14 protein-coding genes are annotated in these 20,670 nt (G+C 68.7%); 7 read left to right on the top strand and 7 right to left on the bottom strand.

Features of this window, described 5'->3' with window-relative positions; all coding sequences use genetic code 11:
• Position 1: 1 nt before the first annotated feature.
• The 3 genes from OOZ63_RS23765 to OOZ63_RS23755 all read right to left on the bottom strand — a co-directional run bounded on the left by OOZ63_RS23765 (position 2) and on the right by OOZ63_RS23755 (position 3,837).
• Positions 2-1,225 carry an FAD-dependent monooxygenase gene (locus OOZ63_RS23765; protein ID WP_266008125.1) on the bottom strand — a complete coding sequence of 408 codons (1,224 nt, stop codon included), beginning with the start codon at positions 1,223-1,225 and terminating at the stop codon, positions 2-4.
• Positions 1,222-1,875: a hypothetical protein gene (locus OOZ63_RS23760; RefSeq protein ID WP_266008124.1), complete on the bottom strand. Its 654-nt coding sequence runs from the start codon at positions 1,873-1,875 to the stop codon at positions 1,222-1,224. Before OOZ63_RS23760 ends, OOZ63_RS23765 begins: the two co-directional genes overlap by 4 nt.
• Positions 1,876-2,091: 216 nt before the next feature.
• A complete protein-coding gene (locus tag OOZ63_RS23755; protein ID WP_266008123.1) occupies positions 2,092-3,837 on the bottom strand; it encodes an alkaline phosphatase D family protein in 1,746 nt (581 codons plus the stop codon).
• 133 nt (positions 3,838-3,970) lie between these two features.
• Here OOZ63_RS23755 and OOZ63_RS23750 point away from each other — a divergent pair, with 133 nt between their 5' ends.
• The 3 genes from OOZ63_RS23750 to OOZ63_RS23740 all read left to right on the top strand — a co-directional run bounded on the left by OOZ63_RS23750 (position 3,971) and on the right by OOZ63_RS23740 (position 11,346).
• Positions 3,971-4,963, top strand: a complete 993-nt coding sequence (locus OOZ63_RS23750; RefSeq protein ID WP_266008122.1) for a potassium channel beta subunit family protein — start codon at positions 3,971-3,973, stop codon at positions 4,961-4,963.
• Positions 4,964-4,989: 26 nt separating this feature from the next.
• A complete protein-coding gene (locus tag OOZ63_RS23745; RefSeq protein ID WP_266008121.1) occupies positions 4,990-8,136 on the top strand; it encodes a ligand-binding sensor domain-containing diguanylate cyclase in 3,147 nt (1,048 codons plus the stop codon).
• A gap of 87 nt (positions 8,137-8,223) precedes the next feature.
• Positions 8,224-11,346 (top strand): ligand-binding sensor domain-containing diguanylate cyclase, encoded by a 3,123-nt coding sequence (locus tag OOZ63_RS23740; protein WP_266008120.1) that lies wholly within the window; start codon positions 8,224-8,226, stop codon positions 11,344-11,346.
• Here the strand turns inward: OOZ63_RS23740 and OOZ63_RS23735 are convergent.
• From OOZ63_RS23735 to OOZ63_RS23725, 3 genes are read right to left on the bottom strand one after another with little or no spacing between them, the layout of a single operon-like run.
• Entirely contained in the window at positions 11,314-12,441 is a 1,128-nt protein-coding gene (locus OOZ63_RS23735) for a sensor domain-containing diguanylate cyclase (RefSeq protein WP_266008119.1), read from the bottom strand. The genes OOZ63_RS23740 and OOZ63_RS23735 overlap by 33 nt on opposite strands.
• Before the next feature lie 12 nt (positions 12,442-12,453).
• Positions 12,454-13,137, bottom strand: a complete 684-nt coding sequence (murU, locus tag OOZ63_RS23730) for an N-acetylmuramate alpha-1-phosphate uridylyltransferase MurU (protein WP_266008118.1) — start codon at positions 13,135-13,137, stop codon at positions 12,454-12,456.
• 31 nt (positions 13,138-13,168) lie between these two features.
• Entirely contained in the window at positions 13,169-13,753 is a 585-nt protein-coding gene (locus tag OOZ63_RS23725; protein WP_266008117.1) for a hemerythrin domain-containing protein, read from the bottom strand.
• 131 nt (positions 13,754-13,884) lie between these two features.
• On the opposite strand from OOZ63_RS23725, the gene tkt reads away from it, so the two are divergent.
• From tkt to OOZ63_RS23705, 4 genes are all read left to right on the top strand, one after another.
• The gene (gene tkt / locus OOZ63_RS23720; RefSeq protein WP_416234776.1) at positions 13,885-15,933 is read left to right on the top strand and encodes a transketolase; all 2,049 of its coding nucleotides are present in this window, start codon (positions 13,885-13,887) and stop codon (positions 15,931-15,933) included.
• A gap of 104 nt (positions 15,934-16,037) precedes the next feature.
• Positions 16,038-16,973: a hypothetical protein gene (locus OOZ63_RS23715; protein WP_266008115.1), complete on the top strand. Its 936-nt coding sequence runs from the start codon at positions 16,038-16,040 to the stop codon at positions 16,971-16,973.
• 16 nt (positions 16,974-16,989) lie between these two features.
• Positions 16,990-17,988, top strand: a complete 999-nt coding sequence (gap, locus tag OOZ63_RS23710; RefSeq protein WP_266008114.1) for a type I glyceraldehyde-3-phosphate dehydrogenase — start codon at positions 16,990-16,992, stop codon at positions 17,986-17,988.
• Between the two features lie 174 nt (positions 17,989-18,162).
• Complete coding sequence (locus OOZ63_RS23705; RefSeq protein ID WP_266008113.1) at positions 18,163-20,010, top strand: S8 family peptidase; 1,848 nt, start codon at positions 18,163-18,165, stop codon at positions 20,008-20,010.
• Here OOZ63_RS23705 and OOZ63_RS23700 read toward each other — a convergent pair.
• Positions 19,990-20,670: a hypothetical protein gene (locus OOZ63_RS23700; RefSeq protein ID WP_266008112.1), complete on the bottom strand. Its 681-nt coding sequence runs from the start codon at positions 20,668-20,670 to the stop codon at positions 19,990-19,992. The two genes, OOZ63_RS23705 and OOZ63_RS23700, sit on opposite strands and share 21 nt — an antisense overlap.

Raw genomic sequence — 20,670 nt, 5'->3', positions numbered from 1 at the left:
TTCAGCGGCTGCCGAACATCATCTGCCGGGCCAGGGCACGCTTCAACGGTGGCAGCGCCTGCATTGCGGCCAGGCCGAGGCCGCGTACCACTGGCAGGCCGGGCCAGCGCCAGGCGAAGCTGCGAGCCAGGAAGTCGGTGCTGGCGATGGTGCTCCAGCGGTCGGGGGCGCGTTGCCATTCGACCGCGCGCAGGCCGGCATCGATATCGCTGCTGCGGCGCAGCGCCTCGACCAGGGTATAGGCATCGCGCAGGCCCAGGTTCAGCCCTTGGCCGGCCACCGGGTGCAGGGTTTGGGCGGCATTGCCGATGCGCACAGTGCGGCCATCGACCAGGCTGCGCTCGGCGTTCAGGCCCAACGCAAAGCACTTGAGAGGGCTGATGGCCTGCAGCGGGCCGGCATCCGCTGCCAGCAGGCTGTTGATGACAGTCAGGCGCTGGGCATCGCTGAGGCTGGCGATCTCGTCCTCGGCCTGCGGCATGCACCACACCAGGGCCGCGCGCTTGCGGCCGTCCAGCGGCGGCAGCGGCAGCAGGGCGAGCGGGCCGTTGCGGGTGAAGCGCTCGTAGGCCACGCCAGGCGGGCTGCCATCAGCCAGGGTCACGGTGCCGACCCAGGCGTTTTGCTTGTAGTCGTGGGTCAGACTCTTGCGTGCCTGGTCGGCAAACACGCCGCCCTCTGCCACCACGGCCAGATCAAAGAACTCGGCAATGCCCGCATCGACCTCGACCCCATCGCTCAGCGCTTTTAGCCCCGCGACCGGCGCACCGAAGCGGCTCAGCAGTCGGGCCGGCTCGGCCCCTGCAGCCGCCTGCCAGGCTGCTTGCAGCGGCGCAACCAGCTGGCCGTAGCTGAGCACTGCGCCCAGCATGTCCACGCCCTGCTCAGCCGCGCTGATGCGCACCAGCGGCTCGCCGGCCGCGCCGAAGATCGGGTGATTCAGCGTGGGTGGGGCCTGGCTGACATGGACCTGCAGGATGGCTTGCGCGGCGGCCGCGTTCCAGGCGCCCAGGCGCTGCAGCAGCTGCACGCTGCCCAGGCTCAGCGCCAGCGTGCGCGGGTCGCCGGAGACATCGCGCTCCAGCGGCCGGGCATCGAACAGGCTGATCTGCGCGCGGGGCAGGGTGCGTGCCGCCAGCAGGGCCAGGCCCAGCCCGGCCGGACCGGCACCAATCACGGCCAGGCGCAGCGTGGGGGCGGACGAGGAATCGACAATCTCGGTCATGGCCGCAGTCTATAGCGGCTGCGTGCACCGACCCCGAATGGCCGAGCATGGCCTTGCGCATGGCCGGCAATCCGGCGCGCGCCTGCGCGGTAGTGAGCCGGCAGGCCTTGCAGGCCGCTGTGGGACTGCAGCGCCGTGATCGCGGCATTCAGCTCGGCCAGTCGCGCGGGGCTTCGCCAAGACAAAGCACAGTGGGCCTTGGCGCTGCATGCCCCTAGCGGGGGGTTAATCGTCAGGCCCTCGATATCGTGGCGGATCAGACAGTCGAAGGTGGCGCGGCCGATGATGGCGTGGCCCATGCGGCCGGTCGCCAGCTTGCCCCCCAATCGCCTCGGCATTGGGTGCATCCTCTCTCCGCAAACGCACCCCCTGGACCTGCTCGAACTGCGTGTAGAGGAAGCCCCGCCGATGGTGGCGATGGTTCGGCCGTTCAGAGCTTCGAGACCTGCTGGTGCCGCCACCCGCATGCTGCTCATCAGCAGCTGCGCATCGGGCAGGTAGTTGCACAACAGATCGGCCTGCACGCCGCCGAGCAGCGCGTCAGCGATGCGTCGCTGCGGCAGCAGGCGCAAGCTGACCGCGCGCCCCAACCGCTCGGCGAGCGCCAGACCGAGATCGCGCTGCGTGCTGCTGCGCACCACCCACTTCATCGACGATCTCGGCTTGCGCCGATCTTGGTATCGGTGTCGATCAGCACATGCAGTGATGGCGGGGCGGTCGCCTTTGCGGCCCAGCCTGCAACCGTCACAACAGCGAGGGACAACAGTCCGTGTGTCAACAGGCGGGGGTCGGTAAGCCGGGGCATGCTGACAAGAGCTGCGCGCCGCTGCCTGTCCGATCCGAGCGCAGGCTGCGGGCCGCTGTGCTCAGACCTCCAGCAGCCGGCGCTGACCCTGGCCCGGCAGCACCTGCAGGCTCTTGCCGATGCTGGCGGTGTAGCCGCGGCTCAGGATGTCGCTGACAAAGATCCAGTCGCAGCGGCAAGCCTGCGGCGTTGCGGTCACCACCATATAGCCGCGTCGTGACGTGTCGGCGTAGTGAAGCGGGCCGATCAGCTGGGTCAGCGCGCCGGCCAACTGCTGCGGGTTCTCCTTGGGCAGGTATTCCTCGAAGCCTGGTGAGCTGACCGAGGGCGTGGCGAACTCGACGCCGACTGGGTTGCCGGCCAGATCGCTGAGATCGCTGGCCCAGGCGTTGTGGGTGTCTCCGGCCAGCACGACCAGATTCTTGTTGAGCTGGCGCGCGGTGGAAAGCAGGGTCTCGCGGGCCGCGCTGTAACCGTCCCAGGCATCGAGGTTGTAGGGGATGCTGGGCTGGGCCAGCACGGCGCGCTCCTGCGGCGTCAGTGTGCCGGGACTGATCTGCGCCTTCGCGACGATCGCGGCATAGGCGGAGACTGAGATGCCGGTGCCCGGATTGTTGGCCTCGAACAGGATGGGCGCGGGGATGTTCATGCGGCCCATCAGCACCTGCTGGCCCAGCATCTGCCAGGTGGCGGTGGAGGCGGTCAGCTGCTGCTGAAGCCAGCCGCTTTGCGCCGCACCGAGCAGTTGGCGCTGCGGGTTGGCCAGCGCCGCGCCGAAGCCCGCGGCGTTGAAACTGCCGCCGGCACCTAGATAGTCGGCATAGTCGAGCTGTTCATCGCGCCCGGCGATTCGGGTGTCCAGCATGTGCAGGGCGAGCAGACTGCCGAACTCGAAGCTGCGGTAAATGCGCTCCCGGTTGTTCTGCACGCGCACCGGCATCCACTCATGCCAGGCCTGCAGTGCGGCGGCCTTGCGGGCCGCGTAGTCGCCCTCGCTGGCGGCCTGGTGATTCTCCGCGCCGCCCATCCAGGCGTCGTTGGTGATCTCGTGGTCGTCCCACACGGCAATCATCGGGTGCGCCGCATGCAGGGCCTGCAGATCGGGATCGCTGCGGTACTGGGCATAGCGGGCACGGTAGTCAGCCAGGGCGACGATCTCCTTGGCCGGCTCGACCATGCGGCCCAGCGCGGCGGCATTGCCGCTGGCATAGCCGCCGGGGCCGTATTCGTAGAGGTAGTCGCCCAGATGGATCACTGCATCCAGATCATCCCGTTTGGCGGCGTCGGCATAGGCATGGAAATAGCCGGTCGGATAGTTGGCGCAGGAGAAGACCGCCAGTTTTGCCTGGCCAACCGTGCCGCCCGGCAGGGTCTTGGCGCGGCCCACCGGCGAGCTCTGCGCGCCAGCCAGGAAGCGGAACCAGTAGCGCTGGCCCGGCTGCAGGCCGCTGGCATCGACCTTGACGCAGAAATCGCTGGCAGCGCTGGCCAGCGCATCGCCGCTGGCCGCCAGGCTGGTGAAGCTGGCGTCACGGGCGACCTCCCAGCGCAACGCGATGTCGCGCGGGTCGTTGGTATCTTCGGCACGTGCACGGGTCCACAGGATCAAGCGGTCGGCCAACGGGTCGCCGCTGGCCACGCCGTGGCTGAAGCGCACAGGCACATCGCCATCCCCACCGCCGCAGCCCGGCAGGCCCACCAGGGCGCCGGCCGCCAGAGCCATGCCGCCGCGCACGAAATCGCGCCGGTTCGGGCTGCGTGCTTCGGTGTTGCGGGTCTGGAGCAGGTTGTACAGCTTGTCGGTCATGGCGTCGGGCTCACGGAAAACAATGCATTCTTCGCAGTCGCGATGACAGGACCAAGTCGCGACCGCGTCAGCAAGATGACGCGCACTGCGCTACGCTGGCGCCCGTCCGCTCACTTTCTGTATTCAGCACACCATGCAATACCGTCGTCTGGGCCGCAGCGGCCTGCAAGTCTCCGAGTTGTCCCTGGGCTCCTGGGTCACCTATCACAACCAGGTCGACACCAAGGCCGCCACCGAGATGCTGGCCGCCGCCTTCGATGCCGGTATCAACTTCTTCGACAACGCCGAGGTCTATGCCAAGGGCGAGAGCGAGGTCGTGATGGGCGCGGCGCTGAAGGCGCTGAAATGGCCGCGGCTGAACTATCTGGTCTCGACCAAATTCTTCTGGGGCATGGAGCGCGCGCCCGCCGGCGAGCCTCGACTGCCGAACCGCCAGGACACGCTGAACCGCAAATACCTTATGCAGGCCATCGACGGTTCGCTGGCGCGCATGCAGCTGGACTTCGTCGACCTGATCTATTGCCACCGCCCCGACCCGCACACGCCGATTGAGGAGACGGTCTGGGCGATGAGCGACATCATCAAGCAGGGCAAGGCGCTGTACTGGGGCACCAGCGAGTGGAGCGCCGACGAGATCCGCGCCGCCTACGAGATCGCTGAACGCCACCATCTGCACAAGCCGGTGATGGAGCAGCCTCAGTACCATTTGTTCCACCGCCAGCGTGTCGAGACTGAGTATGCCCGCCTGTACGAGGACCTCGGCCTTGGCTTGACGACCTGGAGCCCGCTGGCCTCGGGCCTGCTTACCGGCAAGTACAAGAACGGCATCCCGGAGGGCAGCCGAGGCTCGCTGGAAAGCATGGCCTGGATGCGCGAGCAACTGCAGGACCCGGTGAAGAACCAGGCCGTGTCCGCGCTGGGAGTCATTGCCGCCGAGCTGGGCTGCACGATGGCCCAGCTGGCCCTGGCCTGGGTCAACAAGAACCCGCGCGTCTCCACCGTTATCTTGGGCGCCAGCAAACTCAGCCAGCTGCAGGACAACCTCGGCGCGCTGGCGGTTACGCCGAAGTTGACGCCCGAGTTGCTGGCCCGCATCGACACGATCGCCAAGCCGCTGGCCCGCTAGATCGACTCGGCTAGCATGGCGGTCACATGGTTTCAGTGATCGCGCTCCTCCTCGCCTTGCTCTGCGCCTTGCCGGCCTGGGCCGATCAGCGCTTGCTGGCGGAGCCACGTTTCGAGGGCGTCGGCGAGTCGGGGCGTGGGCCCGAAGTGGTCAGCGCGTTGGTGCAGGACAGCGGCGGTCTGCTATGGGTCGGCAGCAGCGCCGGCCTGCTGCGTTATGACGGCTATGAGTTGCGTGCCATCGCAATGCCCTCCGCCGGACGCGGCGAGCACGGCACCCGCTTTGTGCGCAGCCTACTGGCTGCTCGTGACGGCAGTCTGTGGCTCGGCACCGACGGCGCCGGCCTGGCCCGCTACGATCCGGCGCGGGAGCGCTGGAGCGAGCTGCCCAGCGAGGGCGCCACGGTGCGGGCCTTGATCCAGGACAGCGCCGGCCGAGTCTGGGCCGGCACCCAGGGCGGCGGGCTGCTGCGCTTTGATGCCGCCCCTGATACTGTGTCAGGGGCCGATTCCGACGCTGCTCGGCGGCCGGCCGCCCGCTACGGCCGGGCCCAGGGTCTGCCCGACGAGCGCATCCATGCGCTGTTGGTGGATGCCGGCGGCGACCTCTGGGTCGGCACCTGGAATGGGCTCGCGCGTTGCCGGCGCACGGCCGAGCGCTGCGAGCCGGTGTTCTCCGACCCGGCTGAGGACGGCCTGGCCGGCCAGGTGATCACCTTGTTGGGCCAGACGCAGGACGGCAGGATCTGGGTCGGCACGCGCGGCGGCGACCTCTTGCACATCGACCCCAGCTCGGGAGCGGGCCGCTGGGTCGACCGGGGCGATGGTGGCCGCAGTGCCTACTACGCCTTCGCCGCTCTGCCCCCGGGCGAGATCTGGCTGGGCCGAAACACCGGCATCGAGCGACGCCGCGCCGAGGACGGCGCGCTGCTGCAGCTGCTCAAGCGCGATATACGCAAGCCCTGGGGTCTACGCTCCAGCAGCGTCGCCGCGTTGTTGCGCGACGAAGCCGGCTGGCTCTGGGTGGGCAGCTTTGGCGGCGGCCTGCAGCGCCACAACGCCACCGATATGGGCCTGAGCGTGCTGCGCCAGTTCGAGCTGGCCGATGGCAGCGTGCTGGAGGCCGATGTGCGCAGCGTGACCCAGCTGCGCAGCGGCGAGATATGGCTGGGCCTGGCCGAGCAAGGTGTGGCGGTGCTGGACGCGCAGTTGCGCCCGCAGGCCCGCATCGCGCCCAGCCCCGGTGGGCTCTCGGGCAGCCTGGTGGGCGCCATTGCCGAGGCGGCGGACGGCCGCATCTGGGTCGGTAGCGATGCGCGGCTCTACCAGTTCAGTGCTTCGCGCCGCCTGCTGGGCAGCCAGACTGTGGGGCGTGGCCGCATCCGCCGCCTGCTGACCGGGCCGGCCGGCCAGCTCTGGATAGGGACCGAGGACGGGCTGTTCCGGCGCGACGCGAACGGCGTACTAAGCCCCGTCGAGCAGGCCGAGGGCCGTGCACTGGGTGGCAACATCAACAGCCTGCTGTTGACGCCCGATGGCGCGCTCTGGGTGGGCAGCGAATTCGGGCTTTACCGCCAGGCGCCGGGCGCGACATGGCTGGCAGAGGCGGTGGCAGAGCTGCCGCGCGCGGCGGTGCTGGGCCTGCTGTTGGACGCCAGCGAGCAGCTCTGGATCGACACCAACGCCGGGCTGCACCGGCTGCCGGACTGGCGCAGCCCGGGCGCCTCCATCGATGCGGTAGCTGCGCGCCACGGCTTTGGCGGCCACACCTTCGGTGCCAATCTGCTGGCCGACGCCCAGGGCCGGCTGTGGACCCACAGCGCCGTGTTCGACCCACAGCAAGGCCGGCACTACGCGCTCAAGCCGCAGGACGGCAGCGATCTGGGCACGGGCTGGTTTCGTTCCTACGCGGCGCTGTCCGATGGCCGCATGCTCTTCGGCGGAAGCAGCGGGCTGCTGGTGGTGGAGCCGTCGCGTTTCAAGCCCTGGAACTATGCGCCGCGGCTGGCCTTCAGCGCGCTGCGCGTCGACGGCCAGCGCGTCGCGCTCGGTGGGCCCGAGCAGCGGCTGGTGCTGGAGGCGGGCCAGGCACTGAATGCCGAGTTTGCCGCGCTGGACTTCAGCAGCCCGCAGAGCAATCGCTACCGCTACCGGCTGGAAGGCCCGGGTGCCGATGCGCGCGCTGAAGACTGGTTGCCGCTGGAGGCCGGCTACCGGCTCATCAGCTTGAGCGGCCTTGCGCCGGGCGAGTACCGGCTGCGCGTGCAGGGCAGCAATCGGGCCGGCGTCTGGAGCCCGCATGAGCTGAGCCTTCCACTGGTGCAGCGCCCGGCTTGGTGGCAGAGCTGGTGGGGACGGATGCTCGGCGCGGGCCTGCTGGCACTGGCGATGCTCGCCGTGGTGCAGCTGCGCACCCGTTTTCTGCAGCGCCGCCAGCGCGAGTTGGAGGCCCGGGTACGCGAGCGTACCGAGGCGCTGGAGCATGTCAGCGCTGAACTGCGCCGCAAGAGCGAGGCGCTAGAGCAGGCCAGCCTGACCGATCCGCTGACCGGCCTGCACAACCGCCGCTTCCTGGCACAGCACATCGAGGGCGAGGTGGCCCTGGTGCAGCGCCAGCACGAGGAGGCCCAGCGCCAGGGCCAAGAGCCGCCACAGGACGGCGATCTCCTGTTCTTCCTGCTCGACCTCGATCACTTCAAGGGCATCAACGACCGCCTCGGCCATGCCGCCGGCGACGCGGTGCTGCGCCAGATGCGTGCGCGGCTGGAGGCGGTGTTTCGCGAGGCCGATTTCCTGGTGCGCTGGGGCGGTGAGGAGTTTCTGATCGTCGCGCGCGGGAGCGCCCGCAGTAATGCGCCGGCGCTGGCTGAGCGGGCCCGGCAAGTGGTAGCTCAGACGCCCTTCGTGCTGGATGATGGCGGGCCGCTGTCGGGTAGCTGCTCGATCGGCTTTGCCGCCTTCCCGCTGCAGCCGGCCCTCCCGCGCGCGCTCGACTGGGCCGCCACCCTGGCCTTGGCCGACGCAGCGCTCTACCAAGCCAAGACCCATGGCCGCGACGGCTGGGCCGGCGTACTGGCGGCGCCCGCTGGGCTCGATGCCCAAGCGGTGCGTGCCGGGGCGGCCGATCCGGCTGCATGGCTGGCCGAGCTGCCTGTCGTGCGCAGCTGGGCCTAGCGCTGCCGCGCTCGGCACAGGAATGGCCGGCAAGCGCGCCGCTGACCTGCGGATCGGCCTGCATGGCTTTGATTAGCATGGAGCCTGATGCGTGCGCCCTCCAGCCTGTTCCTCTGCCTGCTTCTCAGCCTGTGGTTGCTGTTGGCCGGCCCGCCTGCCCGGGCGCACTCTGCGCTGGCGCAGCCGCGCTTTGACAGCGTCGGTGATGCCAACTCGGTGCCACAGAGCGTGGTCTCGGCCCTGGTGCAGGACCCAGCCGGCTTTTTGTGGATAGGCACGGGCGCCGGCCTGGTTCGCCATGATGGCTACAACTTCCGCCTGCTGCAAAGCCTGGCGGCACCGGGCCAGCCGGCGCCGGCGCTGGGCTTTGTGCGCACGCTCATGCTGGCGCGTGATGGCCGTCTGTGGATAGGTACGGAGTCGGACGGCCTGGCAGTGCACGACCCGCGCAGCCATCGCAGCACCCTGTTCCAGCACCGCAGCGACGACGCCGGCAGCGTGTCGCCGGGCACCTTGCGGGCCCTGGCCGAGGACCGCGACGGTGCGATCTGGGTAGGCACCATCGGCCATGGCCTGGACCGCTACGACCCCGCCACCGGCCGCTTCTCGCACATCGCCCAGGGCCAGGCGGGTCTGGAGGACGGCCGGGTGCAGGCCTTGCTGGTGGACCGCGACGGCAGCCTCTGGGTGGGCGGCTGGACGGGCCTGAGCCGGCGCCGGGCCGGCGCAGCGCGCTTCGAGCGGGTGGCGCCGGCGCTGACCGGCCAGATCGTCTCAGCGCTATACCAGGCACGCGATGGCCGCATCTGGGCTGGCACCCAGCAAGGGCGTCTGGCCCTGGTCGAGCCCGGCGATGGGACGGCCCTGCTGCTGCCGCCCAGCAGCGCGGTGGCCAGCAGCGTGCACAGCTTTGCCGAGGCCCTGCCCGGCCAAGTCTGGGTGGGCCGGGGCGGCGGCATTGAGCAGCGCGGCCTCGACGGCGCGCTGCTGCGTCTGATCCGCCACCAGCCCGAGCACACGGCGGGCCTGGCCAGCAACGAGGTGCGCGCCCTGCTTGTGGACCGGGCCGGCTGGGTTTGGGCCGGCAGCTATGGCGGCGGCCTACAGCGCCACAACCCGGCCAACACCAGCATATGGGTGCGGCGTTCGGACCTGGGGCAGGGCGGGGTGTTTGCCGAGCCGAGCGCACGCAGCTTGCTGCAGCTGGCCAACGGCGAGATCTGGGTCGGCACTGGCGAGCGCGGCGTGGCCATCATGGACAGTCAGCTGCGCCTGATCGGTGCCCTGCGGCCAGGGCCAGGCGGCCTGGGCAATGGCCGCATCGGTGCGCTGGCCCAGACCCGCGACGGCGCGGTCTGGGTGGCCAGCGATGCCGGCCTGTACCAGCTCGACGCGCAGCGCCGCATCCGCGCGCGCCTGCAGGCCGGCGAGGGCCGGGTCCGGCGCCTGCTGGCCGGCCGTCACGGGGCGCTCTGGATAGGCACGCAGGACGGCCTGTTCCGCCACCTCGACGGGAAGGTCGAGCGGCTTGCCCTGCAGGGCGGTGGCCCGCTCAGCGGCGACATCAATGGCCTTGCCGAGGCCGAGGATGGCCGGCTCTGGGTGGGCACCGAGAAGGGGCTGTTCCAGCGCGTGCCGGGCGAGACCGGGTTGCGGCCTGTGGCGGCTCGCCTGGGCGCCGAGCTGAGCCACCCCTCGGTGGTCGGCCTGCTGCTGGATCGTGAGCAGCGCCTGTGGGTCGACACCGCCAGCGGCTTGCACCGGCTGGCATCCTGGGACGGGCAGGAGGCCGGCTTCGAGCGCGTCAGTGCGCGGCTGGGGCGCGGCGGCCAGGCTTTTGGCGCCAATCTGCTGGAGGATGAGCGTGGCCGCATCTGGAGCCAGCGCCATGTCTACGACCGCAGCCTGGACCGCATCGACGAACTGGGCGCCGCCGACGGCGCCGACTTCGGCACCGGCTGGTTCCGCGCTTATGTGAAGCTGGCTGATGGTCGGCTGCTGTTCGGCGGCAGCAAGGGCCTGCTGGTCGTGACGCCCGGCGCCTTCGACGGCTGGCGCTATGCGCCGCCGCTGGTGGTGACGGAGCTGCGTGTCGATGGACAGCGGCGCAGCCTGGCGGACCCACAGCAGGGCCTGAGCCTGCTGCCGGGCGAGCGCGGCTTCAGCATCGAGTTTGCCGCGCTGGACTACAGCGACCCCGGTCGAAGTGTCTATGCCTACCGGCTGCAGGGCTTCGACGCGGACTGGGTCCACACCGATGCGGCGCTGCGCGTGGCCAGCTACGGAAATCTGGCCCCCGGCGACTATGTGCTGCAGGCTCGCGCGACCAATCGCGCCGGAATCTGGAGCCCGCACACGCTGAGCCTGCCGGTTACCGTGCTGCCGGCCTGGTGGCAGCAGGCGTGGTTTCGCGCGCTGGCCGTGCTGGCGGGGCTGGCCTTGCTTTGGGCCGTGGTCCAACTGCGCACCCGGGTGCTGCGCCGGCGCCAGGCGGCGCTGGAGCGGCGGGTCGGCGAGCGCACGGCGGAGCTGCAGGCGCTAAGCCAAGCCTTGCAGGACAGCAGCATGACCGATCCGCTGACCGGCCTGCGCAACCGCCGCTTCCTGACCCAGCACATCGATGCCGATGTGGCCATGGTGCTGCGCCGCCATGAGGCAGCGGGCGTCCCGCCGGCACCCCTGGAGGAGCTGATTTTCTTCCTGCTCGATATCGACGAGTTCAAGCAGGTCAACGACCAGTACGGCCATGCGGCCGGCGATGCGGTGCTGAGCCAGATGCGCGAGCGGTTGCGGCCGGTGTTCCGCGAGTCGGACTATCTGGTGCGCTGGGGCGGCGAGGAGTTTCTGATCGTGGCGCGGGCCAGCACGCGCGCGCACGCCGCCGAGCTGGCCGAGCGCGCCCGTCAGGCCGTCGCCGGCCGGCCTTTTGTGCTTGACGATGGCCGCCTGCTCGCGCGCAGCGCCTCGCTGGGCTTTGCCTGCTTCCCGCTCTGCCCGCGCCAGCCGCTTGCGCTCAGCTGGGCGGCCACGGTCGGTTTGGCCGATGCAGCGCTGTATGCGGCCAAGCGTGCCGGCCGGGACCGCTGGGTGGGCGTGCTGGGGCTTTGCGAGGATCAGGTCTTGCGGCCGCGACCAGCGGCCGAGTGGCTGGCCAGCGGCGAGCTGGCACTGCAGACCTCAGCCGGCTTCGACGCGGTCGCGGCCGGCTGACTTGGCCCGGTAGAGCGCCCGGTCGGCGCGTCTGAAGAGTGTGTCGGCCGAGTCGCCCGGCTGCCACAGGGTCAGCCCCAGGCTGCAGCGCAACGCCGGAAGCTCCCCCTGGGGCGGCCGTGCCATCTGCTGATGCAGCTGCCTAGCCCGCGCCAGCGCCGCCCCGGCATCGCTGGCCGGCAGCAGCACGCAGAACTCTTCGCCACCCCAGCGGAAGCCCTGCTCGCCAGCGGCCAGGCTGTCGCGCAGGCCCGCGGCGAAGTCGGCAAGCGCCGCGTCGCCGGCATGGTGGCCGAAGCTGTCGTTAATGGCCTTGAAATGATCCAGATCGACCATCAGCAGCGCAAAGGACTGCGCGCGCTCGATCGCGGCGGCCACCACTTCGTCGAGGGCCCGCCGGTTGGGCAGGCCGGTCAGTCCGTCGCTATGGGCTTGCTGCCGCACCTCGGCCTCGGCCTGCATTTTGCACATCTGCAGAAATCCCAGCGTGGTCACGATGATGAACAAAAATCCGAACAGGAATAGCGGCGCCTGCCAGTCGGCGGGCACGTTCAGATAGTCGCGTCCCTGGCCCTGCTGGAGCAGCAGCGCGGCGGCGCGCAGCGGCAGCAGCAGGCCCATCAATAAATAAAAGCCCGCGACCACGCGCTGCACCCCTCTGAGGGCAGGCGCCGGGCTGCGCCAGAGCAGCCAGGCATTGAGCAGCTGCACCAGGCCGTAGGCGAAGCCGTTGAAGATGGTCGATTGCGCATAGTCGGCAGCTGCCGTCAGCGCCACCGCCATCACCGCAAGCACCATCAAGGCCATCAGCACCAGCCCGGTCCGGTGCATGGCCTGGCCAAGAAACTGGCGGATCGCCGCATGGAACAGTGCCACGCTGACGGCGCCCAGCGCATTGCCCAGTCCGGCGCTCAATAGGCTGGGCAGGCGGCCGGCGTTGGACAGCAGCGCGTAGGCCAGGCCTTGACCGGCGACGGCTAGCATCCACAGGCGCAGGCCGTTGCGCCGGTCCGCCTCGCCGCGCGCGATCCACAGCATTGCGGCGCTGGCCAGCAGTGCGCAGGTCTGGGCTAGAAAAAGCGTGCGGACGTCCATGGCCGGCGTGGCTCAGGCGTTGCGGTTCAAGGTGTCCAGCCGCGCTACCGTGCCCACATCGGTCCAGGGCCCAGAGTAGAACTCGGCGCTGATGCGGCCGGCGGCGATGCCGGCGTCCAGATAGGGCCGCAGCCGCGCGCGCGAGCCCGGGCTGATACCGGCGAACATCTCGGCGCGGTACAGGCCGATGCAAGACCAGGTGTGGCGCGGCCCGCCCGCGTTGGCGGCCAGGCCCGAGTCGCTGATCGCGAAGTCGCCGTCGGGGTGATGCGGACTGTTGGCCACCATCCACAGATGGGCCAGCTTCGGGCCATCGGCAAAGCGACGGGCCTGCTCGGCATCGAAGCTGAACTCCGGCAGGAAGACGTCGGCCGAGACCACCCAGAAGGCGTCGTCGCCATCGGCCGTCAGCAGCGGCAGGGCCTTGGCGATGCCGCCGGCGGTCTCCAGCGCCTGGTCCTCGACCGAGTAATGCAGGCGCAGGCCCCAGGCGCGGCCGTCGCCCAGTGTGGCCGGGAATTGCTCGGCCAGCCAGGCCGTGTTGATCACGATATTGCGCACGCCGGCAGCGGCCAGGGCCTCGATGTGCCAGACGATCAGCGGCTTGCCGCGCACGCTCAGCAGCGGCTTCGGGATGGTGTCGGTCAGCGGCCGCATGCGCTCGCCGCGCCCGGCCGCGAGGATGATGGCTCGCATGGGGCGGAAGTGTAGGGTGCGCCGTCAAACCTCAGTCCGCAGGCCCCAAGCCCAGCGGCGCGGGCACCAGGTTCAGGATGCGGGTGAACAAGGCCTGGTACTCTGCCTGCGGTACGTGACCGGTCAGCGGGTCGCGGTTGCAGCCAAAGGCCTCGTCGAGCTCGGCCCAGTCCTCGGGGCCGAGCACCTGCTCGGCCAGCGGCAACACCTCGCGCTCCTCCAGCGCCATGTGCTGCAGATAGGCGTCGACATAGCGCTGGGCGGCCTGCTCGAAGGCGGCGCGGCGCGGCTCGCCGAGCAGCTCGAAGGCCAGCAGCAGGTGCTGCAGCTCGCGCACCGCACGTTCGCCGCGGCCATGGTCCACATCGAGCCGGTCCAGCAGCTCGCGCGACTGCGGCGCCCGCGCCCGCAGCTTGGGAAAAAGCAGCTCGGTTTCCTTTGGGTGATGCAGTCGCTCGGGAAACTCATCGACATAGAACAGCATCGCGCGCAGCGCGTTGAAATCGGGCAGGCTTGCCTGCTGCCGGTGCTGGGCCAGCAGCAGCGGAATCGTGCGCAGCATCGCTGCCAGAGCATGGTGTTCGTCGCGGATGATGCGAAGCGTCAGTGCGGTCATTGGTGTCTCCGGCAGTGCATGGCTCAGCGTGCCAGCTCGGGCGTCGCGAGGCCTTGCTGTGGGTCAAGCCGGGGTGGGGTCGGCGGCCAAGTAAAATCCCGGGTTTACTCGCAACTCCGCCCGCACCCACCATGGCTCAAACTGCTGCAAGCAACCCCACTTTGATGGCCAACGCCATTCGCGCACTGGCCATGGACGCCGTGCAGCAAGCCAATTCGGGCCACCCCGGCGCCCCGATGGGCATGGCCGATATCGCTGTCGCGCTGTGGAGCCGCCATCTGCGCCACAACCCGGCGAACCCGCAATGGGCCGACCGGGACCGCTTCGTGCTGAGCAACGGTCATGGTTCGATGCTGATCTATGCACTGCTGCACCTGACGGGCTACGAGCTGCCGATGGCCGAGCTGAAGGCCTTCCGCCAACTGCACAGCAAGACCCCGGGCCACCCCGAGGTGGGCATCACCCCCGGCATCGAGACCACCACCGGCCCGCTGGGCCAGGGCATCACGAATGCCGTTGGCTTGGCGCTTGCTGAGAAGATGCTTGCCAAAGAATTCAACCGCGATGGCTATGCGGTGGTGGACCACCACACCTACGCCTTCCTGGGCGACGGCTGCCTGATGGAGGGCATCAGCCATGAGGCCTGCGCGCTGGCCGGCGCTTGGAAGCTGAACAAGCTGATCGCGATCTACGACGACAACGGCATCTCGATCGACGGCCAGGTCGCCCCCTGGTTCATCGACAACACCGCTCAGCGTTTCGAGGCCTATGGCTGGAACGTCATCGGCCCGGTCGACGGCCATGATGTCGATGCGGTCGACGCTGCGATCGCGTTGGCCAAGATGAGCACTGACATGCCCTCGCTGATCATCGCGAAGACCCATATTGGCAAGGGCTCGCCCAACCGTGCCAACACCGCCAAGGCCCACGGCGAGCCGCTGGGCGGCGACGAGATCAAGCTGACCCGCGAGGCGTTGGGGTGGACGCACGAGCCCTTCGTTGTGCCGGCGGAGGTTTATGCCGACTGGGATGCCAAGGCCAACGGCGCCGTGCTGGAGCAGGCCTGGGACGAGCGTTTCGACGCCTATGCGACGGCCCACCCCGAGCTGGCTGCCGAATTCCAGCGCCGCATGGCCGGCGTGCTGCCGGCCAACTTCGCACAGACCGCGGTTGACGCGGTGGTGGCCGCCCACACCAAGGGCGAGACGGTCGCCAGCCGAAAGGCCAGCCAGCTGGCGCTGGAGGCCTTCACCGCCGCCGTGCCGGAGCTGCTGGGCGGCAGCGCCGACCTGACCGGCTCCAACCTGACCAACACCAAGAGCACGCCGGCCTTCCGCCTGGAAGCGGATGGTTCGAGTAACGGTGGCCGCCACATCAATTACGGCGTGCGCGAGTTCGGCATGGCCGCCATCATGAATGGCATCGCGTTGCATGGCGGCTACATCCCCTACGGCGGCACCTTCCTGACCTTCAGTGACTACAGCCGCAACGCGATCCGCATGGCCGCGCTGATGAAGCAGCGCGTCATCCATGTGTTCACGCACGACTCGATTGGCCTGGGCGAAGACGGCCCGACCCACCAGAGCATCGAGCATGTGGCCTCGCTGCGCCTGATCCCGGGCCTGGATGTCTGGCGCCCGGCCGATACCACCGAGACCGCCGTGGCCTGGACCATGGCTATCGGCAATGCCACCCGCCCCAGTGTGCTGGCGCTGAGCCGTCAGAACCTGCCCTATGCGCCCAAGGCCAATCTGGACGAGATCAGCAAGGGCGGCTACGTGTTGAGCGAGCCGGCGCAAGTCGGCCTGAAGAAGAAGGCCCAGGGCGTCATCATCGCCACCGGCTCAGAGGTGCAACTGGCCCTGCATGCCCAGGCCTCGCTGGCCGCCGAGGGCATCGCAGTGCGCGTGGTCTCCATGCCCTCGACCACGGTGTTCGACCGCCAGGACGCCAAGTACAAAAAGGCCGTGCTGCCCGAGGGCCTACCGCGCGTCGCGGTGGAAATGGGTGTCAGCGATGGCTGGTGGAAGTACGGCGTCGCCGCCGTCGTCGGCATCGATAGCTACGGCGAGTCGGCCCCGGCGCCGGTGCTGTTCAAGCATTTCGGCTTCACGCCCGAGAACGTGGTGGATACCGTCAAGGTGGCGCTGGGTGTGGCGCGACTGAAGGCGCGCAAATAGTCAGCGAGCTTTGACACAGGGAGGAGCACTTGAATCACCAGCAAAAAACCATGGGATTCGGGCGTGCGGCAATCGTGGCGAGCCTGCTTGGCGGGTCAGTCCTGATGACGCATGCACAGACTGACATCACGCCGGCGTCGCCGGCGCGGTCCTTGAGTTGTTTGCAGCGTCCCGACAAGGTGCCGCGCTATCCAGAACAGCATCGTTTCGATCTCGGCCATGGCCTACTTCGCGTGCTGCTTCATTTCGACAAGCCGGATGCCAAACCGCGTGTGCAGGTGCTGGCCAACACGGCCAGAGAGGACATGCAGGACGTGGTGTTCTCGCATCTGGCCGACTATCGCCTGCCCTGTCTTCGCCCCGAGGACGGCACGGTCAGCGCGGTCCAGGAGTTCCACTTCAGAAATACCGACCGGGCGCCGCTGCCGATGAAGGCTGACCCAGGCCCGGAGTTTTGTGTCGTGATGCCAAGGCGCGAACTGGAGTCGCCGAGGATGCTGAGTCGCAGCGTGGAGCATGTGGTGGTCGCGGCCACGTTTGCCGGCGACGGCAAGCAGGCACCCGAGGTCAAAGTCATTCATTCGACCGCATCGACCAGCATCGAACGCATGGTGCGGGAGTATGTGGCTGAGTTCCGCATGCCCTGCCGCAGCGGCAGCGAGAACGTCCAGGGCATGCGCCAGCAGTTCAGCTTTTCACCGCCGGGTGCGCGTCGCTACGTGCTCAAGCGCGAGGCCTTCAGCCTGGCCGAGTTCCTGGGTATGACCCAGGGCGCAAGGCAACTTCAGGCCGACTTCGACTTCACGACGATGAATTGCCCATTCAAGGTGGACTACACCTCTTACGGCCCGTACCTTCCCAATGAAGTCCGGGTGGGCAGTCCGCGCGACCCCAACCGCTTGCCCTTCTTGAGTTGGCTCAAGGAGCGCCAGCTGAGCTTTGCCAACGATGAGCAAGCCAATGATCTGTTCGGGCAGACCGTGCAGATCGATGTGCCCTGCGGCCGTTTGAACCTTCAACCACAACCCTCGCCAACCTGACCAGGAGCAACTCCTCATGACGATCAAGATCGGTATCAACGGCTTCGGCCGCATCGGCCGCATGGTGTTCCGCGCCGCCATCGCCAACTTCAAGGACATTGAAGTCGTCGGCATCAACGACCTGCTGGAGCCCGACTACCTGGCTTACATGCTGAAGTACGACAGCGTGCATGGCAAGTTCGAAGGCGAGGTCTCGGTCGACGGCAACACCCTGGTCGTCAACGGCAAGAAGATCCGCCTGACGCAGGAGCGTGATCCGTCCAACCTGAAGTGGAACGAAGTCGGTGCCGACATCGTCGTCGAGGCTACCGGTCTGTTCCTGGATAAGGCCAGCGGCGAGAAGCATCTGACCGCCGGTGCCAAGAAAGTGGTGTTCTCGGCCCCGAGCAAGGACGACACGCCGATGTTCGTGTTCGGCGTCAATGACAAGACCTACGCCGGCCAGGCCATCATCTCGAACGCCTCCTGCACGACCAACTGCCTGGCCCCGCTGGCCAAGGTGCTCAACGACAAGTGGGGCATCAAGCGCGGCCTGATGACCACGGTGCACGCCGCCACCGCGACCCAGAAGACCGTCGACGGCCCGAGCAACAAGGACTGGCGCGGCGGCCGCGGCATCCTGGAGAACATCATCCCGTCGAGCACCGGCGCGGCCAAGGCCGTCGGCGTCGTGATCCCCGAGCTCAACAAGAAGCTGACCGGCATGAGCTTCCGCGTGCCGACCTCGGACGTTTCGGTGGTGGATCTGACCGTCGAGCTGAACAGCGAGGCGAGCTACAAGGAGATCTGCGCCGAGTTCAAGGCACAGTCGCAAGGCGCGCTCAAGGGCGTGCTGGGCTATACCGAAGACAAGGTGGTGGCCACCGACTTCCGCGGCGACGCCCGCACCTCGATCTTCGACGCCGACGCCGGCATCGCGCTGGACTCCACTTTCGTCAAGCTGGTGGCCTGGTATGACAACGAGTGGGGCTACTCGAACAAGGTGCTCGAGATGGTGCGCGTGATTTCGAAATAAGCACCCCCTCCCCTTGGATCAAGGCCTTGCCCGGCGACTGGCAGGGCCTTTTTGATTGGTCGTCCGAACACCTGGGTGGTTTTGCGTTTGTTTACACACGGACGCAAAGGTCTGCCCTCTAAACTGCGTTGATCGCGCCCGGTGGGCGTATCTGAGCCCAGGATGGGTCAAACCATGAAGCGCCTACGCAGCCCCGTGTTCCGTCCCTCTTTGCTGGCCCTGAGTCTGGGCTTGGCCGGCTTGCCGATCGGCCTGTCGGCCGCGACAACCACTGCAAACGCAAGCAGCGAGACACAGGCCCGCGTCATCGTGCGGTTCAGGGCGGCTGCGCCGTCGGTGCTGGCCAAGCCGATGGCTGCCCGCGCGGCCGCTGCCGAGGTGGCCGATCTGGCTGGGCAGCGCGCCCATGCGCTGGCGCTGCGCACTGGGCTGGCGGCCCGGGGCGGACTGCGCGCCGGCCTGAGCCTGGATGCCCGGACCCAGGTGGTGCGCGCCCAGGGGCTGAGCTCGGCCGAACTGGCGCGGCGACTGGCGGCAGACCCGGAGGTGGAGCTGGTCGAGATCGATCATCTGCGCCGCCACAGTCTGGTGCCCAATGATCCAGCGTATGCGACCGTGGCCGGGTCCGGGCCGGCGGCCGGGCAGTGGTATCTCAAGCCGCCGGCCGGCGAGATCGTCTCCGGCATCAATGCGCCGACCGCCTGGGATCGCACGACCGGCAGCGGGGCCATCGTCGTTGCCGTGCTCGACACCGGCGTGCGCAAGGATCATCCTGACCTGGCGGCCAATCTGATCGGCGGCTATGACTTTGTTGCCTATAACAACAACCAGGCGCCCACGGCTCAGGGCCTGGCTTTCGCGAATGACGGCAATGGCCATGACAGCGATGCCTCCGATCCCGGTGACTGGGTGACCCAGGCCGATGTCAATGCCGGCGCCTTCGGCAACGACTGCACCAGCGATGACGTGGGCAACAGCTCCTGGCACGGCACGCGCGTCGCCGGCCTGATCGCGGCCGTCAGCAACAACGGCCTGGGCATGGCCGGTGTGGCCTGGGGCGCCAAGGTGCTGCCGGTGCGGGTGCTGGGCAAGTGCGGTGGCTTTGACTCTGAGATCATGGCTGGCATGCGCTGGGCCATGGGCGTCGATGTGCCGGGCGTGCCGAGCAATCCGAACCCGGCTCGGGTGCTTAATCTGAGCCTGGGCGGCGGTGCCAGCTGTGGGACCTTCTACCCCCAAGTGATTGCCGAGGCCACGGCCCGCAACGTGGTGGTGGTTGCGGCGGCCGGCAATTCGGCGGGTCAGGCGGTCGGCGCGCCGGGCAGCTGCGCCGGCGTCGTCACCGTGGCCGGCCTGCGCCATGTCGGCTCCAAGGTCGGTTTCTCCAGCCTTGGACCCCAGGTCACACTCAGTGCGCCAGGTGGCAACTGCGTCAACGTTGATGCCAATGGCAATGCGACCGGACCCTGCCTGTATCCGCTCTACAGCACCGGCAATAGCGGTACTCAAGGCCCGGTGGCGGCCGACAACAGCTACATCAACGGCGTCGGCACCAGCTTCTCGACTCCGCTTGTCAGCGGGACGGTGGCGTTGATGCTCAGTCTGCAGCCCGGGCTGACCACCAGCCAGGTGCGCAATCTGCTCACTTCGACCGCGCGCCCGTTCCCGACCTCCGGCGCTACCGCTGGCACCGCGAGCTGCCAGGCACCGAGTAGCAGGGAGCAGCTGGAGTGCTATTGCACGACCAGCACCTGCGGTGCCGGCATGCTGGACGCAGGCGCTGCCGTTGCGGCTGCCGTGCCCCCGCCGGCACCTACGCCTGCACCTACACCTACACCGACGCCGACACCAACACCAACACCAACACCAACACCTGCACCTGCACCTGCACCTGCACCTGCACCCAGTACCGATGGGGGAGGAAGTGGTGGCGGCGCCAGCAGCCTGGCCTGGTTGCTGGGGCTGGGTGTGGCCAGCTTGACGCTGCGGCGGGGGCGCCCGTCAGGCCGCGCTGGCGGCTGAGACGGCGGGCACCGGCGGGCAGGTCTTGAAGCCCGGCGCCAGCGCGGGGTCTTTGGCGTTCAGCAGACGGGTCTGTACGCTGCCATCGGCGCTGGGCAGCTGCAGGCTGTGCAGCTGGCCTGGCGCCTGCAGCTGCAGCACCCGCAGCCCGCGCAGCGCGCGTTTTTCATAGGAGGCCAGCGCGGCCTCGGCGGCTTCGGCGCTGGCATGCTGGCTCAGCACCAGGCTGGGCTGCTCGCCTTGTGGGGCAGGCAGCTGCTCGTAGGCCAGGCGCAGGCGCTTGAAGACCTCTTCCTTGCGGGCCTGCTGCTCGCCCGACTCGAACTTGTAGGTGGCCACCACCCAGCGGCCAGGCACATCGCTGCTCTGCACCCGCCAGTCGCTGCTGCCCAGGCCGAAGCGTTCGAGCGCGGCCTGGGCCGCCTTCAAGGCATCGTCGCCGGGCAGCGGCGCCAGTTCCAGGCAGCTGCGCGTTTGCATCGCACTGATGGCCTGCGGCGACATCACGGTGACTCGGTCTGCATGCTGGGCCAGCTGCAGGCGCTCGGGCTCGCCCTCGCCGCCGGCGCGAAGACCCAGCGCGGTGTCGAGCCAGCCCTGGCTCCAGCCGAAGAACAGCAGATTCAGCAGCAGCAGGGCGAGAACCAGGACTCTCAGCAT

Origin of the sequence: Paucibacter sp. PLA-PC-4 (assembly GCF_026241155.1) — a bacterium.
GTDB lineage: Bacteria > Pseudomonadota > Gammaproteobacteria > Burkholderiales > Burkholderiaceae_C > Roseateles_E.
The sequence above is the reverse complement of the archived record's forward strand: the minus strand, read 5'-3'. Positions and strand labels throughout refer to the sequence as shown.

Coding starts and splice junctions, on each gene's coding strand:
- OOZ63_RS23740 (WP_266008120.1), top strand. CDS start 8,224: ATGCGTGCGCCCTCCAGCCTGTTCCTCTGCCTGCTTCTCAGCCTGTGG.
- OOZ63_RS23750 (WP_266008122.1), top strand. CDS start 3,971: ATGCAATACCGTCGTCTGGGCCGCAGCGGCCTGCAAGTCTCCGAGTTG.
- OOZ63_RS23760 (WP_266008124.1), bottom strand. CDS start 1,875: ATGAAGTGGGTGGTGCGCAGCAGCACGCAGCGCGATCTCGGTCTGGCG.
- OOZ63_RS23715 (WP_266008115.1), top strand. CDS start 16,038: ATGACGCATGCACAGACTGACATCACGCCGGCGTCGCCGGCGCGGTCC.
- OOZ63_RS23700 (WP_266008112.1), bottom strand. CDS start 20,670: ATGCTGAGAGTCCTGGTTCTCGCCCTGCTGCTGCTGAATCTGCTGTTC.
- OOZ63_RS23735 (WP_266008119.1), bottom strand. CDS start 12,441: ATGGACGTCCGCACGCTTTTTCTAGCCCAGACCTGCGCACTGCTGGCC.
- murU (WP_266008118.1), bottom strand. CDS start 13,137: ATGCGAGCCATCATCCTCGCGGCCGGGCGCGGCGAGCGCATGCGGCCG.
- OOZ63_RS23745 (WP_266008121.1), top strand. CDS start 4,990: ATGGTTTCAGTGATCGCGCTCCTCCTCGCCTTGCTCTGCGCCTTGCCG.
- OOZ63_RS23705 (WP_266008113.1), top strand. CDS start 18,163: ATGAAGCGCCTACGCAGCCCCGTGTTCCGTCCCTCTTTGCTGGCCCTG.
- OOZ63_RS23765 (WP_266008125.1), bottom strand. CDS start 1,225: ATGACCGAGATTGTCGATTCCTCGTCCGCCCCCACGCTGCGCCTGGCC.
- OOZ63_RS23755 (WP_266008123.1), bottom strand. CDS start 3,837: ATGACCGACAAGCTGTACAACCTGCTCCAGACCCGCAACACCGAAGCA.
- OOZ63_RS23725 (WP_266008117.1), bottom strand. CDS start 13,753: ATGACCGCACTGACGCTTCGCATCATCCGCGACGAACACCATGCTCTG.
- tkt (WP_416234776.1), top strand. CDS start 13,885: ATGGCTCAAACTGCTGCAAGCAACCCCACTTTGATGGCCAACGCCATT.
- gap (WP_266008114.1), top strand. CDS start 16,990: ATGACGATCAAGATCGGTATCAACGGCTTCGGCCGCATCGGCCGCATG.